This is a genomic window from Streptomyces sp. NPDC043854, from assembly GCF_056436005.1.
Genome location: NZ_JBWKDK010000021.1, coordinates 1 through 24,880 on the forward strand (window position 1 = coordinate 1; position 24,880 = coordinate 24,880).

The 24,880-nt window shown below is 74.5% G+C and carries 22 protein-coding genes and 1 pseudogene; 7 read left to right on the plus strand and 16 right to left on the minus strand.

The window, feature by feature from the left end; genetic code table 11:
- Positions 1 to 170: 170 nt before the first annotated feature.
- The 3 genes and pseudogenes from AC068A_RS20045 to AC068A_RS20055 form a co-directional block, all read right to left on the minus strand.
- A pseudogene (locus AC068A_RS20045) lies at positions 171 to 1,339 on the minus strand (NAD(P)-binding domain-containing protein).
- A gap of 84 nt (positions 1,340 to 1,423) precedes the next feature.
- Positions 1,424 to 2,788, minus strand: coding sequence for a cytochrome P450 (locus AC068A_RS20050; protein WP_478586641.1), 1,365 nt, complete (start codon positions 2,786 to 2,788; stop codon positions 1,424 to 1,426).
- A gap of 81 nt (positions 2,789 to 2,869) precedes the next feature.
- The gene (locus AC068A_RS20055; RefSeq protein WP_478586643.1) at positions 2,870 to 3,349 is read right to left on the minus strand and encodes an Lrp/AsnC family transcriptional regulator; all 480 of its coding nucleotides are present in this window, start codon (positions 3,347 to 3,349) and stop codon (positions 2,870 to 2,872) included.
- 191 nt (positions 3,350 to 3,540) lie between these two features.
- Here AC068A_RS20055 and AC068A_RS20060 point away from each other — a divergent pair, with 191 nt between their 5' ends.
- Together AC068A_RS20060 and AC068A_RS20065 are read left to right on the plus strand one after the other, a co-directional pair.
- Positions 3,541 to 4,134, plus strand: a complete 594-nt coding sequence (locus AC068A_RS20060; protein WP_478586645.1) for a histidine phosphatase family protein — start codon at positions 3,541 to 3,543, stop codon at positions 4,132 to 4,134.
- 52 nt (positions 4,135 to 4,186) lie between these two features.
- Positions 4,187 to 4,717: a hypothetical protein gene (locus AC068A_RS20065; RefSeq protein ID WP_478586647.1), complete on the plus strand. Its 531-nt coding sequence runs from the start codon at positions 4,187 to 4,189 to the stop codon at positions 4,715 to 4,717.
- Positions 4,718 to 4,741: 24 nt separating this feature from the next.
- Here the strand turns inward: AC068A_RS20065 and AC068A_RS20070 are convergent, their stop codons facing one another.
- The 13 genes from AC068A_RS20070 to AC068A_RS20130 form a co-directional block, all read right to left on the minus strand.
- Positions 4,742 to 6,043: an erythromycin esterase family protein gene (locus AC068A_RS20070; protein WP_478586648.1), complete on the minus strand. Its 1,302-nt coding sequence runs from the start codon at positions 6,041 to 6,043 to the stop codon at positions 4,742 to 4,744.
- A gap of 40 nt (positions 6,044 to 6,083) precedes the next feature.
- Entirely contained in the window at positions 6,084 to 7,079 is a 996-nt protein-coding gene (locus tag AC068A_RS20075; RefSeq protein ID WP_478586650.1) for an LLM class flavin-dependent oxidoreductase, read from the minus strand.
- Between the two features lie 10 nt (positions 7,080 to 7,089).
- The gene (locus AC068A_RS20080; RefSeq protein WP_478586652.1) at positions 7,090 to 8,874 is read right to left on the minus strand and encodes an ABC transporter ATP-binding protein; all 1,785 of its coding nucleotides are present in this window, start codon (positions 8,872 to 8,874) and stop codon (positions 7,090 to 7,092) included.
- Entirely contained in the window at positions 8,871 to 11,939 is a 3,069-nt protein-coding gene (locus AC068A_RS20085) for a lantibiotic dehydratase (RefSeq protein ID WP_478586654.1), read from the minus strand. The genes AC068A_RS20080 and AC068A_RS20085 overlap by 4 nt, the downstream gene beginning before the upstream one ends.
- Positions 11,940 to 11,944: 5 nt before the next feature.
- Positions 11,945 to 13,300, minus strand: coding sequence for a lanthionine synthetase C family protein (locus AC068A_RS20090; RefSeq protein ID WP_478586655.1), 1,356 nt, complete (start codon positions 13,298 to 13,300; stop codon positions 11,945 to 11,947).
- A gap of 97 nt (positions 13,301 to 13,397) precedes the next feature.
- Complete coding sequence (locus AC068A_RS20095) at positions 13,398 to 13,583, minus strand: FDLD family class I lanthipeptide (protein WP_478586657.1); 186 nt, start codon at positions 13,581 to 13,583, stop codon at positions 13,398 to 13,400.
- A gap of 135 nt (positions 13,584 to 13,718) precedes the next feature.
- On the minus strand, positions 13,719 to 14,027 hold the full coding sequence (locus AC068A_RS20100; RefSeq protein ID WP_478586659.1) for a response regulator transcription factor: 309 nt from the start codon (positions 14,025 to 14,027) through the stop codon (positions 13,719 to 13,721).
- On the minus strand, positions 14,024 to 15,901 hold the full coding sequence (locus tag AC068A_RS20105) for an ABC transporter ATP-binding protein (protein ID WP_478586661.1): 1,878 nt from the start codon (positions 15,899 to 15,901) through the stop codon (positions 14,024 to 14,026). The genes AC068A_RS20100 and AC068A_RS20105 overlap by 4 nt, the downstream gene beginning before the upstream one ends.
- Positions 15,898 to 16,338: a lasso peptide biosynthesis B2 protein gene (locus AC068A_RS20110; protein WP_478586663.1), complete on the minus strand. Its 441-nt coding sequence runs from the start codon at positions 16,336 to 16,338 to the stop codon at positions 15,898 to 15,900. Before AC068A_RS20110 ends, AC068A_RS20105 begins: the two co-directional genes overlap by 4 nt.
- Positions 16,335 to 16,586, minus strand: a complete 252-nt coding sequence (locus tag AC068A_RS20115) for a lasso peptide biosynthesis PqqD family chaperone (RefSeq protein WP_478586665.1) — start codon at positions 16,584 to 16,586, stop codon at positions 16,335 to 16,337. Before AC068A_RS20115 ends, AC068A_RS20110 begins: the two co-directional genes overlap by 4 nt.
- A gap of 13 nt (positions 16,587 to 16,599) precedes the next feature.
- Complete coding sequence (locus tag AC068A_RS20120) at positions 16,600 to 18,393, minus strand: asparagine synthase-related protein (RefSeq protein ID WP_478586666.1); 1,794 nt, start codon at positions 18,391 to 18,393, stop codon at positions 16,600 to 16,602.
- A gap of 4 nt (positions 18,394 to 18,397) precedes the next feature.
- Positions 18,398 to 18,517, minus strand: a complete 120-nt coding sequence (locus AC068A_RS20125; protein ID WP_478586668.1) for a keywimysin-related RiPP — start codon at positions 18,515 to 18,517, stop codon at positions 18,398 to 18,400.
- Positions 18,518 to 18,875: 358 nt separating this feature from the next.
- The gene (locus AC068A_RS20130) at positions 18,876 to 19,307 is read right to left on the minus strand and encodes a GntR family transcriptional regulator (protein WP_478586670.1); all 432 of its coding nucleotides are present in this window, start codon (positions 19,305 to 19,307) and stop codon (positions 18,876 to 18,878) included.
- Positions 19,308 to 19,636: 329 nt separating this feature from the next.
- Here AC068A_RS20130 and AC068A_RS20135 point away from each other — a divergent pair, with 329 nt between their 5' ends.
- From AC068A_RS20135 to AC068A_RS20155, 5 genes are all read left to right on the plus strand, one after another.
- Positions 19,637 to 20,095, plus strand: coding sequence for a helix-turn-helix domain-containing protein (locus AC068A_RS20135; protein ID WP_478586672.1), 459 nt, complete (start codon positions 19,637 to 19,639; stop codon positions 20,093 to 20,095).
- Between the two features lie 97 nt (positions 20,096 to 20,192).
- Entirely contained in the window at positions 20,193 to 20,708 is a 516-nt protein-coding gene (locus AC068A_RS20140) for a hypothetical protein (RefSeq protein WP_478586674.1), read from the plus strand.
- Positions 20,709 to 20,710: 2 nt separating this feature from the next.
- A complete protein-coding gene (locus AC068A_RS20145; RefSeq protein WP_478586676.1) occupies positions 20,711 to 21,835 on the plus strand; it encodes an MAB_1171c family putative transporter in 1,125 nt (374 codons plus the stop codon).
- A gap of 13 nt (positions 21,836 to 21,848) precedes the next feature.
- Positions 21,849 to 23,042 carry an amidohydrolase family protein gene (locus tag AC068A_RS20150; protein ID WP_478586677.1) on the plus strand — a complete coding sequence of 398 codons (1,194 nt, stop codon included), beginning with the start codon at positions 21,849 to 21,851 and terminating at the stop codon, positions 23,040 to 23,042.
- Positions 23,043 to 23,319: 277 nt separating this feature from the next.
- Positions 23,320 to 24,813 carry an FUSC family protein gene (locus tag AC068A_RS20155; protein WP_478586846.1) on the plus strand — a complete coding sequence of 498 codons (1,494 nt, stop codon included), beginning with the start codon at positions 23,320 to 23,322 and terminating at the stop codon, positions 24,811 to 24,813.
- Positions 24,814 to 24,880: the final 67 nt, after the last annotated feature.

Sequence of the window (24,880 nt, forward strand, 5' to 3'; positions counted from 1 at the left end):
CACCCACCCCGGCCAGATCCGGAAGAGACGACGCCACCATCACCACCCCCGATGACGTCATCCCACCGATCCAGACCTATGTCAACAGCATTGCGGTTAGCCCACGGTTAGCCCCCGGTCAGGCCATGGTGAGGCCCACCCGTCAAACCCCGCCCGTCAAGCTCCGCCCGTCAGGCCCCGACCGGTTGGAGGACGCCCCCGGGGTCCGGATCCCGGGACTCCGCGTTCCTGGACTCCGCGGTTCCGTCCTGCGCCCGGCGGGCCAGCAGGCGGCGTATCGCGCGGACCGCCGCGCCGCCCGCCCGGTTGGCCCCGATCGTCGATGCCGACGGGCCGTATCCGACTAGGTGGATCCGCTCGTCGCGGACCGCGCGGGTGCCGTCGAGGCGGATCCCGCCGCCCGGTTCCCGCAGCCGCAGCGGGGCCAGGTGGTCGATGGCCGCCCGGAAGCCCGTCGCCCACAGGATCACGTCGGCCTCCACCCGTTGCCCGTCCGCCCAGGCCACACCCGTCGGCGTGATCCGTTCGAACACGGGCCGGGGTTCCAGCACACCCGAGGCGATCCCGTCCCGCACGGCCTCGTTCAGCGGCAGTCCGGTCACGCTGACCACGCTCTGCGGCGGCAGCCCCTGCCGCACCCGCGCGTCGACCAGGGCCACGGCCGCCCGGCCCTCCGCCTCTCCGAAGGTCCCGTCGCGGAACAGCGGGGGCCGGCGCGTCACCCAGGTCGTCCCGGCCGCCACCTGCGCGATCTCCAGCAGGTGCTGCACCGCCGAGGTGCCGCCGCCCACCACGACCACCCGGGCCCCGGCGAACGCCTCCGGTCCCGGATAGTCCGCCGTGTGCAGCTGCCGCCCCCGGAAGGACTCCTGGCCCGGGTAGCGCGGCCAGAACGGCCGGTCCCAGGTGCCGGTGGCGTTGATCAGCGCCCGCGCCGACCAGACGCCCGCCGAGGACTCCACCCCCAGCCGTCCGCCGGCCCCCTCCCGGACTGCGGTCACGTGCACGGGGCGGCGCACGTCCAGGCCGAACCGCTGCTCGTACGCGGTGAAGTACTCGCCGATCACCGCCGACGACGGCGCAGCGGGTCGGCGTCCACGAGCTCCATGCCGGGCAGCGCGTGCATGCCGTGCACCTTGCCGTACGTCAGCGAGGGCCAGCGGAACTGCCAGGCGCCGCCCGGGTGGGGCGCGTGGTCCAGGACCACGTGCCCGATGCCCGCCCGCGCCAGGTGGTAGGCGCTCGACAGGCCCGCCTGCCCGGCGCCCACGACCACCACCTCGACCTCGGCGCCGGGGGCCCCGGCGGCGGCTGCGGCCCTCGTCGTCTCCCGCGTCAGTTCGTTCACGGTTCTACCAACTCGGGCGGGTGCCGGGATCTTCCCCGTCGGCCGGAGCCCTGCCGGAGCCCCCTCCGGACCCGGTCAGGGCCGCCGCAGCGTCGCCGGCACCGGCCCGGCCGGCTGAAGCGTCAGCCCCGGGAAGACCCCGACCGGCTCGGGACCGGTGTCCAGGTGGAAGCGCCGGCCCAGCACCGCCAGCAGCAGCACGGCCTCCACCAGGGCGAACCGGGCTCCCAGGCAGGCCCGCGGCCCGCCGCCGAAGGGGATCCAGGCCTGCTCCACCGCCAAGTGCCCGGCATCCGCGTCCCACCGCTCCGGGCGGAAGGCCCCCGGGTCCGGGAACCAGCGCCCGTCACGGTGCATCGACCAGGGGCTGGTCCACACCGCCGTCCCCGCGGGCACGCTCCGCCCGCCGATCGCCGCCCCTTCCCCGGCCAGCGCCGAGATCAGCCAGACCGGCGGGTACATCCGCAGCGCCTCCTTGACCACCTGCCGGGTCCAGGCCAGCCGCTCGTAGTCCTCGTACGCGGGCAGCCGTCCGCCGAGCACCCGGTCCAGCTCCTCCGTCAGCCGGGCCCGCGCCCCGGGGGCAGCCGCCAGCAGCTGCCAGGCCCAGGTCAAGGTGGTCGAGGTGGTCTCGTGCCCGCCGATGTAGAGCGTGATCGACTCGTCCCGCAGCTCCTTGCGGGACAGCGGGCCGCCGTGCTCGTCACGAGCGGCCAGCAGCCGGCTCAGCAGGTCGTCCCGCTCCGCCCCGCCGGCCGAGGCCGCCTCGTGCTCCCGGATGACGTGCGCGATCTCCCGGTCCAGGACGGCCACGGCCCGGCGCATCCGTCGCCGCCCAGGAGTCCGGATCCAGGGCGGCAGGAACAGCGTCAGACCGCGGAACTCGGCGCCCAGTTCCCGCTGGGCCGTGGCCATGGCCGCGCTGATCCGGGCCTCCCGGCCGGCGGCATCGCTTCCGAACAGGGTCCGCACCGCTATCCGCTGGGTGAGCCCGGCCATCTCCCGGTGCACGTCGATCCGCCCGCCCTCGGCCCAGCCGCGGGCCAGCGCGTCGGCGCACTCCACCATCGTGGCGGCGTACGAGCGCACCTGCCGCGGGCGGACGGCAGGCTGCACCAGCGCCCGCTTGCGCCGCCATTCCGCCCCGGTGGCGACGACCACGCCGTCCCCGAGCAGCTGGTGGAAGGCCCAGCCCAGCTCCATGGGCCGGAAGGTCTTCTCCACGGAGCCCAGCAGCTCACCGGCGTGCTCGGGCCGGGAGACCAGGACGTTGCGCTGCGGGCCGAGGGCCCACGGCACCCAGTCGCCGTACCCGTCGCGCAGGGACTCGAAGAAGGCCAGGGGATCGCGGGCGAAGGCCGGCAGGTTCCCGACGAGGGGCCACCGGCGCGGTCCGCGCTCGGTGCCCGGGGGCAGCAGGGTGGCGGTCACGCCACGCATGGTCGCAGCGCCCCGCCCGCCCCGCCAGGCCCCGTGCCGCACGGACAGCACGGACAGCGCGGAACGGAGGGGGCCAGGCCGTCAGGGCCTGCGGGCCGCCCGCCCCACGGCCTCGACCAGCGGCAGCAGCCGGTGCGCCACCCGCTCCCGCAGCGCCACCTCGGTACGGGTCCGGACCACGCCCGGGAGCCGGATCAGCCGCTGGATCACGTCCTCCAGATGGGCGTTGTCGCGGGCCGCCACCCGGGTCAGCAGATCCCCGCCGCCCGTGATCGAGAACGCCTCGATGATCTCGGGGACCTCCGCCAGCGCCTCGCCGACCTCGTCGAGGCGCCCTTGGGTCACCTCGATGTGCACGAAGGCCAGCACCGGATGGCCGAGCGCCGCGGGGGAGAGCACGGGACCCGTTCCGGTGATCACACCGGTGCGCTCCAGCCGGTCGAGCCGGGCCTGGAGGGTCCCCCTGGCGACCCCGAGGATGCGGGCGTACTCGCGGACGCTCGTGCGCGGCTGTTCGATCAGCAGGCGCAGAATCCGGGTGTCGAGTTCGTCCACCGCCATGCCGCGACTGTACCAACGGCCCGGTGCCGGCGGCCGTGCCGTCCGCGGCCGCGGTGCATCCGGACACGCCGGCCCGCCGAATCCCCGTACGGGCGTGTCCCCGTTCCGCGCCGTGGTCTTCGGCGGCTCGGCCCGCAGCATCGCCCGCGCCGGACCGGCCTGCGGCGGCCCGACCGGCTATCGTCCGGAGGGTGAGTGACCTGCTGCTGGTGAGGCACGGCGAGACCGAGTGGAGCGCCACCGGCCGGCACACCGGGCGCACCGACGTCCCGCTGACCGCCGACGGCGCCGACCAGGCCGTCTCCCTGGCCCCGTACTTCCTCGTCCGGCAGCCGGCGCTGGTGCTGACCAGCCCGCTGCGCCGGGCCGTCGCCACCGCCCGCCTCGCCGGGCTGACCACCGACGCCACCGACCCCGACCTGTGCGAATGGGACTACGGCGGCTACGAGGGCGTCACCACCGCGGAGATCCGTCGGACCCGGCCGGACTGGTCCCTGTGGAAGGACGGGGTCCCGCCCGGCGACGCCGAACACCCCGGCGAGAACGCGGCCCAGGTCGGCGCCCGCGCGGACCGCGCCCTGGCCCGGGTGGCCCCCGTCCTCGCCGAGGACCGCGGCAACGCCGTCCTCGTCGCGCACGGCCACTTGCTGCGCGTCCTGACCGCCCGCTACCTGGGGCTGCCGCCCGAGGACGGCCGGCTCTTCCTGCTGGGCACGGGCACCGTCAGCGTGCTGTCCACCGAACACGGACTCCCGGTGATCTCCGGCTGGAACACCCGCCCCTGAGCGGCGCGTTCACCGACAATGCAGGGAGTTCCCGGAAGAGAGAAGCCCCTTGATGTCCTCGTACGCCTATGTCCCCGCCGATGACCCGCTGTTCGGCGCGATCACCGTCGAACTCGACCACGAAACGGGACGGCTCCTCGTGGACGGCGACGGGATCCCCCGGGCGGACCTGCGGCGGGCGGCCGCGACCCCGGTGGACGCCCAGGTCCCCATCGGCACCCGGGACCCCGACGCCCTGGCCCTCGAGGTCGGCGGCACGCCCGTCGCCCTGCGGCCCGCCAAGGGGTTCCTGACCCGCCGGTCCTACCGGGTGGACGCCGGCGAGGGCGAGGCGGGGTACGCGTACCGGCTGGTGCCCGTCTCGCTCGGCACCAGCCGGCTGCTCCGCGGCGGTCTGCCCCTCGGCGAGTTCACCTCGACCGGGGACGGCCTGGTGACCGCCGAGTGGACCGAGGACGGCGCGGGCGGGCGGCCGGAGGCGTACGACGCGTCCGTCGGGTACGCCCTCGCGGCCGCGTTCGGCACCGGCGCCGAGCCGATGTGGAAGCTCACCCTGGAGGCGGTGCTCGCCCTGTGGCCCTGAGCCCGGGTCACGGCGGCACCCGGGTCACTGCGGCAGCGGGCGGGAGCAGGTCGAGCGGGAGACGAACGCGAGCCCGTCGTAGTCCCCGGCCGGTACGAGCGGGGCCGCGTGGAAGCGGTAGGTCCAGCGGGGCACACTGGCGCCGAAACTGCGCTGGATGTGCGGCTGCCGCAGCCACTGCGCCGCCTCGGAGGACGGGTCGGCGGCCCGCAGGTCCACGTAGAAGTCCCCGGGAACGGCGGCCGCGAACCGGGACTCGACGAACCGCAGCCCGGAGCCGACCCGGTGCCGGACACCGGGCCCCTGGGCGGTGGTGCCGCGCCGCGCCCGGAAGGAGCCCTTCCCGAAGAGCAGGCCGAGGGCGTAGTAGGCGTCGCCGTAGCGCTCGCGCAGGTGGCTGCCGAGGGCCGGCACACCGCCGTTGTACACCTCCTTCGCGATGTGGCCGTTGTGCGCCCAGACCGCCACCCGCACCCCTCCGCCACTGCCACTGCCACTGCCACCGTCTCCGCGTCCGCCGCCGTCTCCGCATCCGTCTCCGGCTCCGTCGACGAGCCGTGCGACGGCCTCGGCCATGTACCGGTCGCGCACGGCGAACATGCCGTCCTGCGGAGACCGCGGATCCGGGGCCCGGGTCACCACGTCGGCGGCCCGGCTGATCATGCGGGCGTGCTCGACGGCCGCTGCCGCGGCCTCCGGCGTGGTGCGCGCCGCGAACTCCGCCCGGTGCCCCTCGAGGAAGCCGGTGAGGGACTGGGCGAGCCGCAGCAGGAGCCGGTCCGGGTCGGGACGGGTGCCGGGCCGGGCGTGCGCCAGCACCTCCAGCTCTCCCAGGTCCGCGGCGCGCTCCGGTGCCACCCGTGCGAGGAACGAGGCGACCGCCTCGACCGAGTCGCCGCACAGCTGCGGGTCGATGCCCGCGAACCGCACCTGCCGGTCCGGCGGCACGCCCCGGTTGTGGGCGCGCATCCACTCGACGACGTCGAGCATCTCCTCGGTGCGCCAGGTCCAGAAGCCCAGCCGGGCGATGAGCCGCGCCGGATCCCCGGCGCCGTGCCGCACGTACGCGTCCAGGGCGAGGGCGGCGGACTCGCTGGCCTCCATGGCGAGGGTGGTGCACCCCATCTCCCGCACCAGGAACTCGAGGACGCGGTGCTTGAGCCGGAAGAACTCCCGGGTGCCGTGGGTGGATTCGCCCAGGCCCACGACCCGCACGTCCCGCAGTACGCCGCGCAGCGGCTCGAGGTCCTCGTACGGGGCGCCGGGATCCAGGGTGTCCAGGGTCCGGGCGTGTGCGGTCAGCCAGTGTGTGATGCCGTCGGGCACGGCGGTGCCCCCTCCCTCGCGTGCGCGGCTGCGCGGTCCGTCAGCGTTCCCGCTCCTGCCGCCGGAGCGGGACGTGCCCCTGCCACGCCGTGAGGATCTCCTGGAGGTCCCGTACGGCGTCCGGGTGTCCGTGCTCGGCATACACGCCCGTGATGTTGAGGACAACTTCGTCGACGCCGGCCCGGCCGTATTCGGCCAACCGGCCGGCGACCTCGTCGGGCGAGCCGTACACGAAGGTGCCCGAGTCGACCAGGGCGCGGGCGCCGAGCTGCGGCATGGTGGGATGGACGCGCAGGCCGGCCCGCCGCAGCATGTCGCTGTAGTGCTGCCCGCCGAGGTGGACGCGGGCCGCGGAGAAGGCGAGGCGGTACGGGTCCCGGTGCGGCCGGTCGACGGCGGCGTGCACGACGGTGACCATGCGCGGGACCGGTCGGCCCGCCTCGGCGGCCCCCTCCGCCATGGCCGGCAGCAGCGTGTCGCGCACGTAGCCGGGCGGGGTCATCCAGCTGATCGCGGCGTCCGCCGCCCGTCCCGCGGCGCGTGCCAGGACCGGCCGGAGCACGCCGAGCCCGGTCTCCACACCCGGGTGGGACATGCCGGGCAGGGTCACGGCGGTGTCCGCGGGGCCGCCGGCCGGGGCCGGCGGGTTCCCGCCGGCGAGCAGGCGTCGCACCTCCCCGAGGTAGGCGAGGCACTGGTCGCGGGGGCTGTCATACGGCTTTCCGTGCAGCCCGGTGACGAAGTCGGGGGTCGCCGGCCCGAGGCCGAGGACCATGCGGTGTCCGGTGAGCCGGGCCAGCGACCGGGCCTGGATCGCCGCGTCCATGGCGTGCCGCAGCGGCATCAGCACGACACTGGTCCCGGTGGGGATGCGGAAGCCCATGCCGGCCAGGTAGGCGAAGGCCTGGTGGGTCTCCACGCTCAGGGACTGCCCCTGCCACAGGCGGGCGGCCTGCCCGTCCCGGACCAGCTCGGCGAAGGGCACCATGTCCCTCGGGTCCGTCGGCATGGCGGGGAACAGGACGGATACGCGCATTCCTCGGCCCCTATCGGGATCCGGCTTCGGTCAGGTAGCCCGAAGCCTGCAGGTGGAAGAGACGGGCGTAGACACCGCCGGCGGTCACCAGGTCCTCGTGCGCGCCCTGTTCGGTCACCTTCCCGTTCTCGAGGACGATGATCCGGTCGGCGATGCGCACGGTGGAGAAGCGGTGGGCGATGACGAGGGAGGTGGCGCCGCGGGCGATGTCCCGCAGGCGGGCGAACAGATCGGCCTCCGCCTCGGCGTCGATCGCGGCCGTCGGCTCGTCCAGGACGACGACCGGAGCCTTCCGCATGAAGGCCCGGCTCAGGGCGATCTTCTGCCACTGGCCGCCGGAGAGCTGGTGCCCGTCTTCGAAGTGGCGTCCGAGGACGGTGTCGTACCCCTGCGGCAGTTCCTCGACGAGCCCGGCGGCGCCGCCCGCCGCGGCCGCCTCGGCGACGCGGTCCGCGTCGTGGCGCTCGTCGACCCGGCCGAAGCCGATGTTGTCGCGGACGGGCAGCTCGTAGCGGATGAAGTCCTGGAAGATGACGCCCATGTGGCGCTGGAGGTCCTCGAGGTCGTACTCCTCGATGGGCACGTCGTCGATGAGGATCCGCCCGCTGGTCGGCTCGTACAGCCGGGTGAGCAGCTTGACCAGCGTCGTCTTCCCCGCGCCGTTCTGCCCGACGAGGGCGACGCACTCGCCCGCGGGGATGCGGAAGCTGACGCCGTCGAGGACGACGCGGTCCGTGCCGGGGTACACGAAGCGGACGTCGCGGAACTCGATGCCCGTGCGGAGCTCCTTCGGGAAACGCCGTGTGCCGCCCTTGATCTGCTGCTCGGGCAACGCGAGGAAGGTGAAGAGGTTGCCGAGGAAGAGGCCGTCCTTGTAGAGCGAGGCGAGGCCGAGGAGCAGGGCGTGGGCGGAGACCTGGATCGAGCCGACGGCCTGGAGGTACCCGGCCAGCTGTCCGACCTCCCCGCCGCGGATCGTCGCGTGGACGGCCCACAGCACGGCTCCGGAGGACGCGACCACGCTGATCAGCCCTAGGGTGCCGCCGAGCAGGGACTGGCGGCGGGCCAGGCGCCGGTCGACGCGGAAGAAGGTGCGCACCAGGCGGGTGTAGAGGTCCAGGAGGTGGGGGCCGAGCTGGAAGAGCCGGATCTCCTTGAACGAATGGTCGGTGGTGGTCAGGTGCTGGTAGTAGTACAGGCGGCGCCGGTCCGCGGCCCGCTCGTACTCGATCTCGAACGCCTTGTGGCTGTACACCATGTACGAGATCACCGACGGGACGGGGGCGAGCAGGATCGCCAGCCCGATCCAGGGGCTCCAGGAGAACAGCACCACGCTCACGGTGACGAGGGTGAGCGACTCCCGGACGGTGTCCAGGAGTTGGGTGAAGACCTGGTAGACGCGGCCGCCGCTGCTCTCCTGGAAGGCCCGCTGAAGGGTGTCGTACGTGGCGGCGTCCTCGTACTGCCGCAGGTCGAGCAGGGTGCTCTTGCGCATCACGGACTCGCCGATCTTCGCGGTGAGTTCGAGGCGCAGGAGGCTGTCGAGGTACTGGAGGCAGGTGCCCAGCAGGTGGTTGGCCAGTGCCACGGCCAGCAGGGCGGACCCGGCGAGGAAGGCGGACCGCTCGGCCTGCCCGTCACCGCCGATGGCGTCGGCCACGTGCTGCACGGCTGCGGCGACGAGCCCGATCTGGACGGCGGGGACGAGGGCGAGCAGCACCGTCACGGCGGTGAAGCCGGATACCCGGGCGGGGCTGAGCCGCCAGAACAGTCCGGCGACCCGGAGCCAGATCATCGTGCCTCCCCTTCGGCGGTGGTGGCCAGGCGTCCGCGGACCGCGCGCAGCACCTGCCGCCACAGGGCGTGGCTGCGGGCCTCGCGCTCCAGGTCGATGGGCAGCAGCCGGTTGATCTGCATGTGGGCGAGGCTCGCCAGCACCTGCTCCTCGGAGCCGACCAGGAGGCCGCTCTCGGCGGCCCGGCGCACGGCGGCCGCGGTCTGCGCCACGGCCGGCGCCTGGGCGGCGAAGACGTCCGCGAGCTGCCGGCGGTGGGCGCTGCCCTCCGCGTGGACGGCCCGGGGCCAAGGGCTGAGCAGTTCGCACAGGTAGTCGCGGTGCGCCCGGAACAGGGTGCGGGCCTCCCGCGCCGGGGCGTCCTCGGGGCCGTCGGCCGGGAACAGCCGCCGGGCGAGCGGGATGCCCCATTGGGCGTGCAGGGTGTCCAGGGCGGCGACGGCGAGGAACTCCGGCTTGATGCCGGGGCCCATGCCGGGCAGAGCGGCCAGTACCCCGGCCGTGGTCTCGCTGTTGGCCTGGAACAGCCGCTCCACGGCGTCGAACGCCTCGGGGCCGCCGTAGCGGGCGATCTCCGGGGCGTAGCTCGCCAGCGCGGTGTCCTGGGCGAGCCCTCCGTCGACCAGGTCCCGGCCCCACGCCGTCAGCAGGGCGAGGGCCCGCGCGGAATCGGTGTTGCGGACCCGCAGCCGCAGGTGGGGCAAGGGGTCGGCGTAGCGCATGTAGAACCAGCGGTCCAGCAGGCCCTGGTCGCGCAGGGCGGCGACGACCTCGCGCAGCGGCCCGGTGATGATCTCGTCGTGGCGTTCGGGGGCCGCGTACACCTTGAGGAAGGTCCAGTCGCTGCCCGGCAGATGGCGTTCGACGGGCACCTCGCGGCGCCGCGGGACGGGCCGCCGGGAGACGCGCGCGGCGTCGCGGGCGATGACCGGAACCACGATCTCGGCCGCGTACCGCTCGCCCTCCGCGTCCGCCAGCCACATCCCGTCGAAGGACGGCAGCATCTCGTGCAGGACGAGCGCGGACTGCTTGCGGAGTTCACCCGCGAGCTCCTCCCGGCCCTGCGGGTGGTCGAGGTCGAGGAGCAGCCGCTGGTCGGCATGGGCCAGGTAGACGTGGCGGGGCACGAGCCGGCGCGCGCGCCAGGCGGCGAGGTCGTCGGCGTCGCGGGCGGTGAGCCTCCACTGGGCGGGACGCAGCACGATCCGTCCGCGGGTCACCCGGGGCAGGAACGGGGCGGACTCGGCCGGACCCCAGTGGAACCCGCCGGGCTGGACGTACCCGTCCTGCGAGGCCTCGATGAGGAAGCGCGCCACGTTCGGGGCCAGGGTGGGGCTGAGCATGTGGTGCTGGGCGATGACGATCTCCCGGTCGAGGCGCCGGGACCACAGGTGGAAGCGGCCGCCGCTGACGCCGACGAGGATGTCGTCCAGCGCGATGACCCGGTCCGGGTCCACGGACGGCGCCGTGTTGACGGGGATCTCGTACCGCCGGACGGCGGGACGCAGGGTGACGTTCGAGGCCCGGCCGTAGGGCGGCAGGAACGCCAGCTCGGCGTGGGCGACGTCCGGCAGGAGCGCCTCCTCCTCGCGGGCGTACGCGCGCAGCCGCGCCACGGCGTCCTCGCCGAGCAGGTCGGCGAAGCGGCCGAACGTGCGGCCCCCGTAGGCGAGGCTGTCGGCGCGCAGGACGGCACGCCATTCGCCGCGGTCGACGGCGTCCCGGTCGGCGGCGTCGAGCTGGAGGTACACGTCCATGACCGGCGGGACGTCCTGGCGCGGCCCCGCCGGGGCGAGCCGGTCCAGCCAGGCGTCGGTCAGCTCGACCTCGGTGGCCCGGTTCCACCAGGCCTCCTGGGCGAACTCGACGAGGAGGGCGTCGGTGCGGGCGGTGTCGGCCGGCGGCCCGGCCGGGAGCTCGATGCTGCGGGCCGGGTTGGTGTACGTGGGGGGCGCGTCGAGCCCGGTGTCGGGGCTGAGCAGGCTGAGGACCGGCACCCGGGTGTCCATGCCGTAGCGCTCGGTGAACTCCTCGCGGTACCGGGTGAGGTGGTTGTGGCTGCCGTAGGCGGCGCTGAGCCGCACCAGGACGCCGACCGCGTCCGCCGCCGCCTCCGCGACCGCCTCGTGGATGACGGGGGAGCGCAGGTCCACCGCCGTGTCGGCCTGGTACGTCTGCCCCGTGTGCCCGGGCACCAGGGCCCGCTGGGCCGCACTCAGCCGGCGCAGCGACGCGGCGTCACCGGCCCGGTCCGCCAGCTCGGCGGCGGCGCGTAGCCCCTCCACCGCGGCCGGGGCGGCGCCCGGTAGCCCCGTGAGCTTCTTGAGGACGTGGTGCTCGGGCCGGGCGGCGGTCTGCGGCGGCCGCAGGTCGCTGGTCAGGAAGCCCAGGTCCCACATCTGCCGGAGCAGGCCGTCGACCGCGTCCGGGGCGGCGTCCGGGAACGCGGCGGACACCTCGGCGGCGAGCTGCTCGTACGGTACGGGCAGGGCGGCCGCCCGCATCACGACGTCGACGGCGGCCGTGGCGCGGATCCGTACGCTCCGCTCGTCGTGCTGGCCGTACTTGTCGGCCTGGGGGAGGACGACGCGGTCGCCCGCGACATGGGCCATCGGATTGAGGACGAGGCGGAGCCGGCGCAGCAGGGCGGGGTCCTCCTCGATGCCCTTGACCAGGGACAGGAGCCAGCCCATGTCCGCCCGGAACCGGGTGCGGTGGCTGCCCGCGGGGCCGAGCTCCGCAAGGGTCCGGGGACCGAACCCGCCCATGGCCACGCCGGAGAACGCGCCGAACGGGGTGGGCCGGGTCGCCATGCGGGTCACGTACCGCAGCAGCCGCGAGTGCAGGCGGCGGGTGCGCTTGCCGCTGAGCCGGTCGAGGCGGCCGAGGGTGTCGGCGAGGTCCTCGCTCGCGATGAGCAGGGCGCGTTCGACGTCGGGGCGGCGGGCGAGGCCGAGCAGGGCCGCGGGGGTGTGCTCGGGGTCCGCGGTGACGTCGAGGAAGGTGCGGACGGGCAGGGCGGGGGTGCGCAGCAGGAAGAAGCCCGCGGGCTCGTAGGGGGACATGGGCATCACCGGGCGAGGAAGGCGCGGAACCAGTGGGGACGCTCGCCGCCGAGGGCGGCGAGCAGGACGAGGGCGACGCCGGTGGCCCCCGTGAGCAGCCCGGGGTTGTCCACCGGCTTCCCGGGCTCCTCCAGGTCGGCGAAGCCCAGCGGCAGGGCCGGGTCGTAGCGGTCGAGCAGCTGCCGGAGCAGGTCCGGGAGGCGGCGGCGGGCGGCCTCGCTCCAGGGCGCGAACTCCAGGGCCAGCATGACCAGTCCGGCCTGCCCGTGGCACAGCGTGGGCGACAGCGGCCGGACGTGCTCGGCCCGGGCGAGGGCGCCCTCGAAGGCGGCCACGGCGGCCGCGCGCAGGGCCTCGTCGCCGGTGGCCGAGGCGACGCCGAGCAGGGCGCCGGCCACGCCCGGGGTGCCGTAGCACCAGGCGATCCGGTCGTGCGCGTGCGCGTGCCCGTGCCCGGGTGGGGCGAGGACCTCGCGGCCGTGCTCGTCGACCGGTGTGCCGTCGGCCCAGACGGGGCCGTGGGCGTCGGAGCCGGCCCGGTCCCGGATCCAGCCGGTGAGCGTGCCGACGGCCTCCAGGTGCCCGGGACGGCGGTGCCCTGCCTCCCAGGCCGTCGCCAGGGCGGCGGCCACGCCCGGCATGCCGTGCGAGAGGCCCAGGTTCAGGTAGCCGTACGGGTACCGCTGCCGGTAGCTGTCGACCGGCGGGTAGAAGCCGGGGGTGATGAGCCAGCGGTGCGGCGTGCCCGGGGTCTCGGCCGGCCCGGAGAGCCACACGAGGTAGTCGACGAGGGCCGCGGCGGCCTCGGCGGCCTGCTCATCGGGGTCGGACAGGGAACTGAGCTGGACGAGGACGCCGGCGGCGCCGGTGATGAGGTCGTAGTCCAGGTCGCTGATGCCGCGTTCGGTCCGGGCCGGCGGCCTGGCGAGGACCTGGGCGGCGAGCCGCCCGTGCAGCCGGTCCAGACTCGGCCGGAACCGGGGTTCGTCGCGGGCCGCGTCGGCCAGGACGAGGGCGAGACCGCTGGTGCCCGCGAACAGGCCGTGGTGCTCCAGGGGTTCGACCTGCGTCGAGCGGACGGCGTCCCGCAGGTGGCCGAAGGCGGTGGCGTGCTCGCCGAGCCCGGCCCGGGCCGCGTACAGGTGCAGCAGGGCCGTGCCCGCCTGCCCGTGCGCCAGGCTGGGCGGGTACCAGCCGCCCGCGGTGTCGCTCTGTTCCGCGGCGGTCAGCGCGAGGTCGTTCACCCGGGGGGTCGTGGCGGTCCGCTCGACGATGTGCCGGACGGCCGTCGTTGCGTCCCGGACCAGTCCGGCGTCTTCTGCACGGACCCAGGGATCGGTACCGTTGTGGACGAGTTGCATGGTGAGTCCTGTCTGTCGGCGTACGGCCCGCGCGGACCGGGGACGGGTGCTGCCGTGTCAGCAGCACGGCAGCACCCGTCGGGCGTTCACCCGGTGGTCACTTGCCGCCGTGGCACAGGCTCGTGCACAGCGAGGTGCAGGCGCAGGTCTTGGTCACCTGGCAGCCGACCCTGGTGCAGATCGTGCGGGTCGCGATCGTCGAGATGGACGGCGGCGGGGCCTGCTCGCCGGCGGGGCCGGCGGGGGCCGAGATACGGGCGTCCAGGTCGAATACGTCGGACATCTTCACATTCCCTTCGGATGGTTCGTCCCGGCGCGAATGCCCCGGGGCTCCGGGTGAATTCCCCGGCGCTGGGAAAATCCTGCCGATTGCGGCAACCCGTCTCCATTGGCGTCGGCGACAGTATTTCCCCGGGCTTCAGTTCCGGGCGTGCGCAGCGGAATCCGGGAGGGCGGCGGGCAGGATTTCCGTACCGAAAACGTAGGACGCCAGGCACGCGGAAAGGCGGGAGTCGAGTTCCAGTTTCTCCATGACGGCGGAGACGTGTGCGCGCACGGTTCGCTCCGTGACGTGCAGACGTTGCGCCATGCCGTCGTTGGACAGTCCTTCGGCGAGCAGCAGGAAGGTCTCCCGCTCGCGCGGCGTCAGCCGGCCCACCCGTTTCAGGGCGGGCTTCCAGGACGGCTCGCGCACGCCGCGGGGGACACCGGGCGGGCTGGTACTCACGGCGCCCCCGGTGATGTGATCACGCCCCGGTCGTCGTCCGGGGTCCGCGCGAGGTCGACGGCGGCCAGCCGGCGGTAGAAGGGATCCGCGGTGAACAGCTCCTCGTGCGTGCCCGTGGCGCTGACCCGGCCGCCGTCGAGCACCACGATCCGGTCGGCGGCGCGCACCGTCGACATCCGGTGGGCGACGACGAGCAGCGCGCGCTCCCGGGCGATGCCGCGCAGGACGTCCGTGAGCTGCCGCTCGTTGATCGAGTCGAGCTGTGAGGTCGGCTCGTCGAGCAGCAGCAGGTCCGGGTCGGCGAGCAGGGCCCGGGCGATGGCGACGCGCTGGCGCTCGCCGCCGGACAGGTTGAACCCGCGTTCGCCCACGTCGGTTTCCAGGCCGTCCGGCAGGCGTTCGACGAGTTCGCCGAGATTCACCATGGCGAGCACCTCGCGCATGTGCTCCTCGTCCGTTTCCGGGGCGGCGTACACGAGGTTGTCGCGCAGTGTTCCGTGGAGCAGCGGGGCGTGCTGTTCCACGAGCCCGATCCGGCCGCGATGCTCCCGCGGATCCATTCCGGCGATGTCCGCGCCCGCGAACAGCACCTGTCCTCCGTCGGGTTCGTGGAATTTCTCGAGCAGCGACAGGACGGTGGACTTTCCCGCCCCGGACCTGCCCACGACCGCGACCAGTCCGGTGGTGGGGACGGTGAAGGAGACCCCGCGCAGCACCGGCCGCCCGTCGTACGAGAACCACACGTTCCGTACGTCGACCAGGGCGGACGGGGGCACGGCGGGCGGGTCCGCCGGAAGGCCCGCGCCCTCCTCCACGGGCAGGCGGAGCACGTCCCCGATGCGGCCCAGGGAGCCCATGCCGCGCTGGATGAGGCTGAGCGCGTTGAACAGCCCGGCCAGCGGCATGACGAGGTACGTGGCGAACAGCAGGAACGCGACGAGTTCGCTGACGGACATGGAGCCGCCGGACACCCGGACCGCGCCGACGAGCAGGACCAGCAGGAAGGAGCCGTTGACCGCGATCTCCATGGCCGGTCCGACCACGGAGCCCAGCCGGGCGGAGCGGACCCCGGCGGCGTACGCCGCGTCGGCGTCCGCGCCGATGCGCTCCGCCTCCCGGTGTTCGGCGCGGCTCGCGCGGACGGTCCTGATGCCGCTCAGGGCCCGCTCCAGGTCGGCGGTCATCGCGCCGACGGCCGCGAGGGCCTGCTCGGTGCTGCTGCGGATGCCGGCCAACACCCCGGCGACGAGGAGCGCGGCGACCACCAGCGTCCCCGCGACGACGAGGAACATCATCGGGTCGATCCACAGCATGAGCCCGACGGCGCCGACCCCCGTGAACGTGACGGTGACCAGCTGGACGAAGCTGCCGGCCACCATGTCCCGCAGCACGGTGGTGTCGGTGCCGGCGCGCGAGAGGAGGTCGCCGACGCGCTGCCGGTCGAACTCGCGGACCCGGACGAACAACAGCCGGCCGATCAGCCGGTGCCGCAGCCGCCGCACCACGCTCTCCCCGGTCACGTCCAGCAGGAACTGGCCGCCGGCCTCCAGGGCCGCCTGGCCGAGGAAGAGGGCGGCGAGCACGGCCACCAGCGAGGCGATGGCGCCGCCGTCCCCGACCCGGTCGATCAGACGCATCGTCAGAAGGGGCTGGAGGAGGCCGAGAACGGTGCCGGCGGTGGTCAGGGCGAGCGCCCAGCCCACCGTGCGCCCGCTGCCGTGCAGCAGGCGCATGAGGTCGCCGAAGCGCACGCCGGGGCGCCCGGCGTCCGCGGCGTTCGTGGCGTTCGCGGCGTCCGACGCGGCGGGCTCGGCGGGCTCGGCCGGCTCGGCGGGCCCACCGGGTGCGGCGGGGGTCTTGACCGGGTCGCTCACCGGCGATTCCTCTCCTCTGCCGTGGGGCCGACGCTCATCAGCACCCGGAAGTAGTCCTGGGGCAGGTCCTCGCCCACGAGCCGGCCCTCCGCCTCGACCCAGGCGTGGGCGCCGAACGGGGGCGCCGCCCGCACGCCGACGCACCAGGTGGGCCACAGGCCCTGGGCCCGGCACAGCAGTGCGGTGGCCACCGACCGCGGAAGGCAGCCCTCCCGCCCGGCACACACCGCGCTCACGGTCGTGACGGCCCGGCGGGCCGCGAGCACCCGGGCGTGGTCGGCCGGCCGGGCCCCGCGCGCCATGCGGCCGAGCAGCCGGTGCAGCCGGGCCGGCGGCAGCAGGACGAGCGGCCGCGCCGCGGCGACGGCGAGGCGGGCGCCCAGGCGGTGCACCGGCGAGGTCCCGGCGCGGGCCTCGGGAACGGGGTGGAAGCTCACGGGCGTACCAGGCGGGCGTCGCGCAGGGCGGACAGCAGGGCCGTCACGTCGGCCGCGGCCCGCTCCTCGTCCACCTGGAACTCGGCGACGAGGGTGCCGGCGATGTCGGCCGGCGCGCGGCCCTCCAGGAGGCCGGCCAGCACGAGCCCGCCGGTCGGGTTGAGCTCCCAGTACTCGCCGGTGCTGCCGTTCAGCAGGACCTTGCCGTAGTCCGTGTCCACCAGGGAGACGTCCTCGGTCAGTCGCATGGAGATGTCCCTTTCAGATGGTGCGGAGCCAGATTTCGCAGGCGAGCGTGGCGTCCAGCCCGCCGTGCCGCAGTTCGGGCGAGGACGGCCGGAGCGTGGTGTCCACGAGCCGTTCGGCGTCCACCAGGCCGAGCTTGGCCAGGTGCGAGTCCTGCCACAGCTCGACCAGCCGGCCGCGGTTCTCCCGCAGGCCGTTGGCCGCGTCGGCCGACGCCTCCCCCTTGGTGGAGCGGCGCAGCAGGGCGTCCGGGACGACCCCGCGCATCGCCGCCTTGAGGAGCGGTTTGAACTCCCACGGGGTGCTGCGCTCCTCCGACCGTACGGACCAGCAGGCCTCCACCACCCGGTCGTCGAAGAACGGGCTGGCCAGGGGCAGTCCGCTGTGCTCCGCGACCTGGTGCAGGATGCGGGTGGCGCGGGTGCCGTGGTGGAGGGTGTGCAGCTCGTTGTGCAGGGCGCGGGTCCCGCCACGCGGTTCGGCCGTCCGTGCGGCCTCCCGCAGGCTCCGGCGCACGGAGGCGGCGGCGTCCGGGGTCACCCAGCCGGGCAGCCGCGGCGGCAGGTCCCAGGCGAGGACGTCCGGGCTGTGCGGGGCGGGCCGGGGGTGTGTGACCTGGTCGGCGACGTCCGCCAGCCACTGCCCGTACGGGCGCCGGTCGGCGAGGACCGACAGGGTCTCCCGGAGCGTCCAGCGGTTCTGCGCCCGGTAGCCGCGAATGCTGCGCAGGGCGGCGAACGGGCGCCTGGACAGCAGGTCGCGGTGGTGGGCGGGGTGGCCCCAGAGCACGTGGTCCCCGCCCATCCCCGTGAGGTGGAGCCGGGACCCGCCGGCCCGCAGGGCGTCGTGTCCGGCGAGCTGGCGGGGCTGGTCGAGCAGGGTGGGCAGGGGCTCGTCGACGGGCCCGGTCACCTCCAGCAGGCCGCTGTAGAACAGGGGGATCTCCTCGATGCCGAGCACGGTGTGCTCCAGGCCGGGGATCTGCGCCGAGGCCAGCCGGGCCCAGTGCAGGTCGTCGTCGCCGGGGTCGCGGCTGGGCATGGTCAGGGCCGGGACGGCAGCGGTGCTCGCCCGGGCCGCCAGGGCGGCGACGCTGGTGGAGTCCAGGCCGCCGGACAAGTCGCAGCTGATGCTCCCGGCGGCCTCCACGCGGGTGCGGACGGCCTCGTCGAGCGCGTGGCGCAGGGCCTGCGCGCCCTCGGCGAGCGGCACCGCGGTGCGCGGCGGCTCCCACCAGCGGGCGGTACGGGTCCCCCGGGCGCCGAACCGGAGCCGGTGGCCGGGCAGGACCGCGTGGACGCCGCGCCACAGCGGGGCGTCGCCGAGCGGGTGGGGGACGGAGTCCAGCAGCCGCAGGGCGAGGACGTCCTCGTCCAGCGGAGCCGCGATCAGCCGGGCCGGCACGTCGCTGCGGTTGGCCGCCACGGTCATGCCGTCGACGCAGGCGTGGAAGAGGCGGCGCAGTCCCGACGCGGTGCCCTGGGCGCGGACCTCGCCGTCCGCGGCGCCGACGAGGTGGAAGTCGCCGGGCAGGCGCGGCGCGAGGCGGTCGAGGGCGTCGAGGTCGCGCAATCCGGCGATGTGGGCTTCGAGTTCCCCGGTGGTGACCGGGGTCCGGCCGATCAGGGACACGGACAGGCCGTGTCCGTTGCGGGCGTGGACGGACGTGCTCCAGTCGCCCACGACGAACGGGTTTCCGGACGGATGGGTGACGGTCCTGGGGGCGTTCGGTCCGATCCGGGAGGCCACGGCGAGGGCGGCCCCACAGTCCGGGAAGAGGACGAACCATCCCTCGCCGTGGCCTGTCATCGGACTACCAGCCCAGCGGCAGGCGGACCTTGGGCTCGTGCGGCCCGCGCTTCAGGAATCCGGTGTCCTTGCGGAAATCACCGGCCTTGAAAAGCGCCGGCACCTCGTAGATCTTCCTGGCCATGTCGTTCTCCTCGAGTTGTTCTCACCTTTGTTCTCTTCGGGCCGGAGCAGAATTGCGATGTGCGGAAATCCGCGGCCGCTCCGGGAGAAATCGTCGTCCGCGCGGCCTCCGCGGATCAAGGTGCGCCCGGCCCGAACACGGTGCGTGGCCCCTGGCCCGGGGCCCGCCCGGCCGGCCGCCCGACGGGCCCCCACCTGCGCGGACGCTGCCGGACCCGGTGCCCGCCGGCCCCGCTCCGAGCCGCCCCGGCGCGGTGAACCGGCGTGGTTCCCCTGGATATTTGCTCACTCTCCGCATGAGCTCCATTGGCACCAGGCCGCGCGGTCCCTCAGAGCCGGCTGCGGTCGGCCGGCTGCCCTCAGGGACGGCTGGTCCGGTACGGCCCGCGAGGGCCCCGGGCCGGCCGGGCGGTCCGGGGCATGTGCTCGATCGCGGAGATGATGGCCGCCCGGGAAATCCCGGACGAGTCGGCGAGTTTGACCACCTGCTGGAGCTGGGCGGAGAGATCGGCCAGTTCCACGCGGTGCGCGGAATGGAGCACCACGGCTCCGCGCCCGCGTCCGAAATCGATGATTCCCTCGCTGCGGAGCATCCGCAGGGCCCGCAGAATGGTGTTCTTGTTGGCTCCGTACTTCTTCCCGAGCCGGTCGGCTGCGGGAAGGTGGTCACCCTGGGCGTACACCCCGGCCGCGATGTCCATCTTGATCCTCGCCCGGATCCGGGCGTAGAGCGGGGTGGCGGAACCCCCGTCCCCCTGGCGGAAACCGGTCGAACCCGGCGCAAGCGTCATTGCTCTGTTCCCCCTTCTGGCTCACGTGCCGCCCAAGCTCTCGCGCCGTGGCGCCGGCGCGGCGGTGCGGGCATCGGAGGATGCATCCCGCGGTGCGGATCCGGGACGGTCGTGGCGGGACCGGACTCCGCGTCGCCCCGTGCCCCGGTCGGGCATCGACCCATGTCGATGCCCGTGCGGCAGGAGCCTTCACCTCAGTCGAAACCTTGGGCGGGCCCCACCGTAACCCCGGGGCTTGACGCTCTTCAACCAGCGTGGAGAGACTGTCGGTTGAAGCTTTTCACGTGAGTGGAAGCGTGATGCACGAGGCCGGACATGGGGTGGACGTCATGCCAGACGACGAAGGCCGCAGCCTCGCCGACAAGCTCAACCGGCTGTTCGCGACCGTCAGGCCGGACCCCGCGCACGAGTACAGCAACGAGCAGGTCGCCACGGCCATCAGGGGGGCCGGCGTGTCGATCTCGCAGAGCTACATCTGGCAGCTGCGCAAGGGCAAGAAGACCAATCCCACCCTCAAGCACCTCCAGGCGCTGGCCCAGTTCTTCGGCGTCCCCGCCGCGTACTTCGTGGATGATGCGGCGACGGCGCGCATCGAGGAGCAGCTCGCCGCCCTCGCGCAGGAGCAGGCGCGGCTCAAGGAGGCCTCCCAGGGCAGCGACGTGAAGCTGATGGCCATGCGGGCCGGGCAGCTCTCGCAGGAGCACCGCAAGCAGGTGATGGACCTCCTGGACATCGTCTACCGCCTGGAGCAGGCCGAGCGGGAGAACACCTCACCGCAGGACGAATGACCGAAAACCGTTCTGGATCGTCTTCTTCAGGGCGCGTTGGATGGAACCGGACACGGGTCGGCACCTTCCGGCCTCCGACAGCCGCGGGAGACCATCCTTGAACGAGCGCAAACTGCGCAAGCACTGCCGGAACATCCTGCGCATGCTCGGTGTCAGCCCGCCCCTGCGAGTGCCGGAGCTGTGCCGGCTCCTCGGCGAACACCGGGGCCGCCCGATCCGGCTGATCCCCTACTCGCTCCCCGTCCCGGGCCCGTTCGGCCTGTGGATCGCCACGGACAGGGCGGACTACATCTTCTACCAGAAGGAAACCAGCCAAGCCCACCAGGACCACATCATCCTGCACGAAGTGGGCCACATCCTCGCGGACCATGCCAGCGACGCATCGGACGGCGAGGTCTGGCACGAGCTGCTTCCGGACATCTCCCTCGACGCCGTCAACCGGGCACTGCGCCGCACCTCCTACGACGAGGAGCGCGAGCGCGAGGCCGAACTGGTCGCGACGATCATCCTGGAGTGGGCCTCCGTGCTGGACCGGGTCACCCCGCGCGCACCGCAGAACGCATCCGCACGCCGGGTGCACACCGCGCTGAGCGACCGTCAGGGGTGGCTCTGAGGATGCTCTCCGTGATCCTCGGCACCGTGCTGTACGGGGCACTGCTCTGGAAGGGCCGCCAGGTCCTGCGGGACCCCGCCGACCGGCCGCTCCGCGCGGTCTTCCTGTGCCTGCTCTGCGCGGCGCTCTCCTTCCCGCTGGGCGTCCCCGCGGGCATCCGCGCCGCCGACGGCCTGGTCGGCGACGGCACCGCGAAACTCCTGCAGAACCTGTGCCTGGTCGGCGCGGTCTACTTCCTGGCCTGCTTCTTCATCCACTCGGCCGCCGACCCCGCATCCGCCCGCGCCCGCACCCGCAGGCAGGCGGTCCCGCTGGCCGCGACCGCCGGCGTCGCCACCCTGGCGATGGTGCTGACGCCGAAGGCCGAGCGCAGCCACACCTACGCCACGGCCGACATGCAGGCCACCGGAGTCGCGGTCTTCTACCTGACGGCCGGGCTCTACCTCGCCTACGCCCTGGCCATGGCCCTGTTCTGGACCGTCCGCTACGCCCGGCTCGCGGGCCGTCCGCTGGCCATCGGCCTGTGGACGATGGCCGGGTCCCTGGCCGCCATGCTGCTCGCGTCGGCCACCCGCGAGGCGCTCACCCTGATGCGCTGGCTGGGCGGGGACGTGCCCCGGCCGGTGATCCTCGGGGTGAAGCTGCTGCTGGACCTGGCGATCCCGCTCTTCGTGGCCGGGGTGGTCTTCCCCGCCCTGGCGACCCGGTGGGCGAGCCTCCGCCTCTGGTGGCACCACCGCAGGGTGTACCGGCGGCTCGGCCCGCTGTGGACGGAACTGCACGCGGCCTTCCCCGAGGACGCGCTCCAGCGGACCCGACCCGGCCGCTGGTGGGAGGTGCTGAGCCCGCGAGGGGTACACCGCAGGTACTACCGGAGGGTGATCGAGTGCCGGGACGGCCTGGTGCGCATCAGTCCCCACCTGGCCCTGCTGGAACCGGCCGGCCCGGACGGAACGCTGCCGCCCGAGGCGGCCGCCCGCCACCTGCGGACCGCGCTGCGGGCCCACGCCGCCGGACAGCCCGCCCCGCCCCGGGCCGTACCGGTGGCCCTGCCGCCCGGCGGCAGCCTCGAGGGCGACGTACGCCAGCTCACCCGACTCTCCGACGCTCTGGCGTCGCACGCGTGACAGGAGGAACCCCATGGAAGCCCTCGTCTCGGCCGCGACCGTGCTCACCGGCCCGCACGGCCGGCGGCTCACCGACGGCGCGGTGCTCGTCCGGAACGGAGTGATCGCGGACGTCGGGCCGCGCCGCGAGGTCGAGGCCCGCACGCCGCCCGGCGCCGCCCGGTACCACCACCCGGACGGCACCCTCCTGCCCGGCCTGATCGACGCACACGTCCACCTCGCCCTGGACGCCGGACCCGACCCGGTCGCCGCGCTGCGCGGCGCGGACGACGAGGCGGTGGCCGCGGGCATGGCCGAGCGCGCCCGCCGCCTGCTCGCCGGCGGCGTCACCACCGTGCGCGACCTCGGCGACCGCAACGGGCTGGCGCTGCGGCTGCGCGACCGCATCGCTGCGGGGCGGCTGCCCGGCCCCCGCGTCCTGGCCGCCGGCACACCGCTGACGGGGCCCGGCGGCCACTGCTGGTTCCTCGGCGGCGAGGTGGCGCGGGCGGACGACATCCGGCGGATGGTCCGGCACAACGCCGAGGCCGGCGCCGACCTCATCAAGGTGATGGCGACCGGCGGCGGCATCACCAAGGACGGCCCCCCGGTCTGGGCCGCGCAGTTCACCGCGGACCAGCTCCGCCTCATCGTCGACGAGGCCGCCCGTGCGGGCCTGCCCGTCGCCGCCCACGCGCACGGCACCGACGGCATCGAGGCCGCGGTGGCGGCCGGCGTCCGCACCGTCGAGCACTGCACCTGGATCGCCCCGGACGGGTTCCGCGTCCTCGACGACGTCGTGGCGGCCATGGCGGACCGGGACATCCGGGTCTGCCCCGCGGCGAGTCCCGACTGGCGCGGCTTCGCGCAGCGGTTCGGCCCCGAGCGGGCCGAGGAGATGTTCGGCGGGCTGCGCCGGATGCGCGAGCGCGGCGTGAAGCTGATCGCCGGCACGGACGCCGGAGTGAGCCGGGCGGTCTTCGACGACTTCGTCTCCAGCCTGGAATTCTTCGCGCACATCGGCTGCACCCCGGCCGAGATCGTGGACCTTGCCACCCGGGAGGCGGCCGAGGCGCTGGGCATCGGGCACGAGACGGGCCGGATCGCCCCCGGCTACCGGGCGGACCTCCTCGTCGTACGGGGCCGGCCGCTGGACGACCTCCAGGCGCTGCGCCGGGTCCGCCTGGTGATGGCGGGCGGCCGCCCGTACGCCCCGGAACGCCCCTGAGCCCGCCGCAGCCCCAATGGCCCCCACACGGCCGACGATATGCCGCCCTGACTGGGCCAATGGCCCAGTGATCCCGAGCTCGTTTGAGCCGCCGGGCCGGAAGGTGCTTATCTGTGTCCTATCCATGTACTTTCGGCGCCGCGCAGCGCCGGGCGGCAACGAGGCCGGTCCGGGGCGCGGTGCCTTCGCTGTGCCCGCGCACCCGCCCACCACCCCCGGGCGGACGCCGGGCCGGCGCGCACCACCTTGAGGGGGGCGGCACACCGCCGTGAAGAGGATGTTCGTGGCTCCGGATCCGGGGCTCCTGAGACTGCGGAACTCGCTGCGGGCCGTGATCGGCGTCAGCCTCGCCGTGGCGGTGGCCGAACTGTGCGGCCTCTCCCTCACGGCGTCCATCACCGGCGGCCTCGCCGCCCTGCTCGCGCTCTTCACCGTGCTCGACGCCGACGTGCGCGCCCAGCGCGTGACGACCGCGCTGCTGCCCGTCGCCGGGTTCCCCGTCCTGGCCGTGGCCACCACCCTGCACGGCATGCCGTACGTCCGCGACGCCGCTTTCCTCGCCGTCGTGTTCGCCGGGGTCTACGCCCGCCGCTTCGGGCCGCGCGGGCAGGCCCTCGGGATCTTCGGCTTCATGATGTTCTTCGTCACGCAGTTCCTGCACGCCGTGCCGGCCCAGCTGCCCGAGCTGTACGCCGCCGTCGGCCTCGCCCTGCTCGCCTCCGCCGCGGCGCGGTTCGTGCTGTGGCCCATCGAGCGGCGCACGCCGCCCCCTCCCGCGCCGCCCGCCCTGCCCGGCACCGGCCTGGCCCGGCCGACCACCCGGCAGGCCTTCCAGACCACCGCCGCCTGCGCCTTCGCCCTCGCCGTCGGCCAGGCGCTCTCCGAGGACCGCTGGTACTGGGCCGTCGGCACCGCCTGGTGGATCTTCGTCAACACCGCCTCCCGCGGCGAGACCCTGGTCCGCGGCTTCCGCCGGGTCCTGGGCACCGTCCTCGGCATCGCCGCCGGACTGCTGATCGCCGTACCGCTGCACGGCGCCCCCGCGCCCACCGCCGCGCTGGTCGCCGTGTGCGTCTTCGGCATCTTCTACACCGCCGCCCCCTCGTACTCCTGGATGATGTTCTTCGTCACCGTCATGGCGGGCCTGCTGTACGGGCTCCTCGGGGTCCTGCACCCCGGGCTGCTGCTCCTGCGCTTCCAGGAGACCGCGGTCGGCGCGCTGGGCGCCGGGCTCGCCGTGGCCCTGATCCTCCCGGTGACCACGCACGCCGCCAACGACGCCTGGATCCAGCGGGCCCTGTGCTGCGTCCGCGCCGCCACCTCGGCCGCCCTCGACCGGCTCGCCGGCGACCCCGACGCCGACCCCGCCCCGCACGCTGCCGAACTCGAGCTGATCCTGGGCCGCGCCCGCGCGGCCCTCGCCCCGCTCGTCCACCCGCTCAGCCCGCTGCGCGCCCGCAAGGCCCGCGCCCGGCAGGTCCTCGGGCTGCTCGACGACTGCGCCCGCGAGGTGCGCGGCCTCGTGGCCGTCGCAGCAGACCCGCAGGCCTCGCACGACGCCCGGCTGGCCGCCGCCTGCTGGCGGGTGGAGGCGGCGGTGGAGGCGCTGACCACCCCCGACGGAACGACCGAGCCCAACCCGCCCGCCGTCCCGCGGCCCGCCGCCGCGGAGCCGGCCCTCGTCCACCTGCACGGCCTGGAGCACGCCCTGGCGGCCCTGCACGCCCCGCTGCGCACCGATCCGCGGGCCCCGCTCGTCATCTCGGCCTGACCGCCAGGGATCCTACGCCGCGTCAGTTCCACCCCGCAGTCCGTTCGCCGGAGGATCACCCGGTGGT

What these genes read in the sequence shown, in the direction of transcription:
- AC068A_RS20050 (WP_478586641.1), bottom strand. Translation starts at nt 2,788, where the DNA reads ATGCGTGGCGTGACCGCCACCCTGCTGCCCCCGGGCACCGAGCGCGGA.
- AC068A_RS20055 (WP_478586643.1), bottom strand. Translation starts at nt 3,349, where the DNA reads ATGGCGGTGGACGAACTCGACACCCGGATTCTGCGCCTGCTGATCGAA.
- AC068A_RS20065 (WP_478586647.1), top strand. Translation starts at nt 4,187, where the DNA reads ATGTCCTCGTACGCCTATGTCCCCGCCGATGACCCGCTGTTCGGCGCG.
- AC068A_RS20075 (WP_478586650.1), bottom strand. Translation starts at nt 7,079, where the DNA reads ATGCGCGTATCCGTCCTGTTCCCCGCCATGCCGACGGACCCGAGGGAC.
- AC068A_RS20080 (WP_478586652.1), bottom strand. Translation starts at nt 8,874, where the DNA reads ATGATCTGGCTCCGGGTCGCCGGACTGTTCTGGCGGCTCAGCCCCGCC.
- AC068A_RS20085 (WP_478586654.1), bottom strand. Translation starts at nt 11,939, where the DNA reads ATGTCCCCCTACGAGCCCGCGGGCTTCTTCCTGCTGCGCACCCCCGCC.
- AC068A_RS20090 (WP_478586655.1), bottom strand. Translation starts at nt 13,300, where the DNA reads ATGCAACTCGTCCACAACGGTACCGATCCCTGGGTCCGTGCAGAAGAC.
- AC068A_RS20095 (WP_478586657.1), bottom strand. Translation starts at nt 13,583, where the DNA reads ATGTCCGACGTATTCGACCTGGACGCCCGTATCTCGGCCCCCGCCGGC.
- AC068A_RS20115 (WP_478586665.1), bottom strand. Translation starts at nt 16,586, where the DNA reads ATGCGACTGACCGAGGACGTCTCCCTGGTGGACACGGACTACGGCAAG.
- AC068A_RS20120 (WP_478586666.1), bottom strand. Translation starts at nt 18,393, where the DNA reads ATGACAGGCCACGGCGAGGGATGGTTCGTCCTCTTCCCGGACTGTGGG.
- AC068A_RS20125 (WP_478586668.1), bottom strand. Translation starts at nt 18,517, where the DNA reads ATGGCCAGGAAGATCTACGAGGTGCCGGCGCTTTTCAAGGCCGGTGAT.
- AC068A_RS20130 (WP_478586670.1), bottom strand. Translation starts at nt 19,307, where the DNA reads ATGACGCTTGCGCCGGGTTCGACCGGTTTCCGCCAGGGGGACGGGGGT.
- AC068A_RS20135 (WP_478586672.1), top strand. Translation starts at nt 19,637, where the DNA reads ATGCCAGACGACGAAGGCCGCAGCCTCGCCGACAAGCTCAACCGGCTG.
- AC068A_RS20145 (WP_478586676.1), top strand. Translation starts at nt 20,711, where the DNA reads ATGCTCTCCGTGATCCTCGGCACCGTGCTGTACGGGGCACTGCTCTGG.
- AC068A_RS20150 (WP_478586677.1), top strand. Translation starts at nt 21,849, where the DNA reads ATGGAAGCCCTCGTCTCGGCCGCGACCGTGCTCACCGGCCCGCACGGC.
- AC068A_RS20155 (WP_478586846.1), top strand. Translation starts at nt 23,320, where the DNA reads ATGTTCGTGGCTCCGGATCCGGGGCTCCTGAGACTGCGGAACTCGCTG.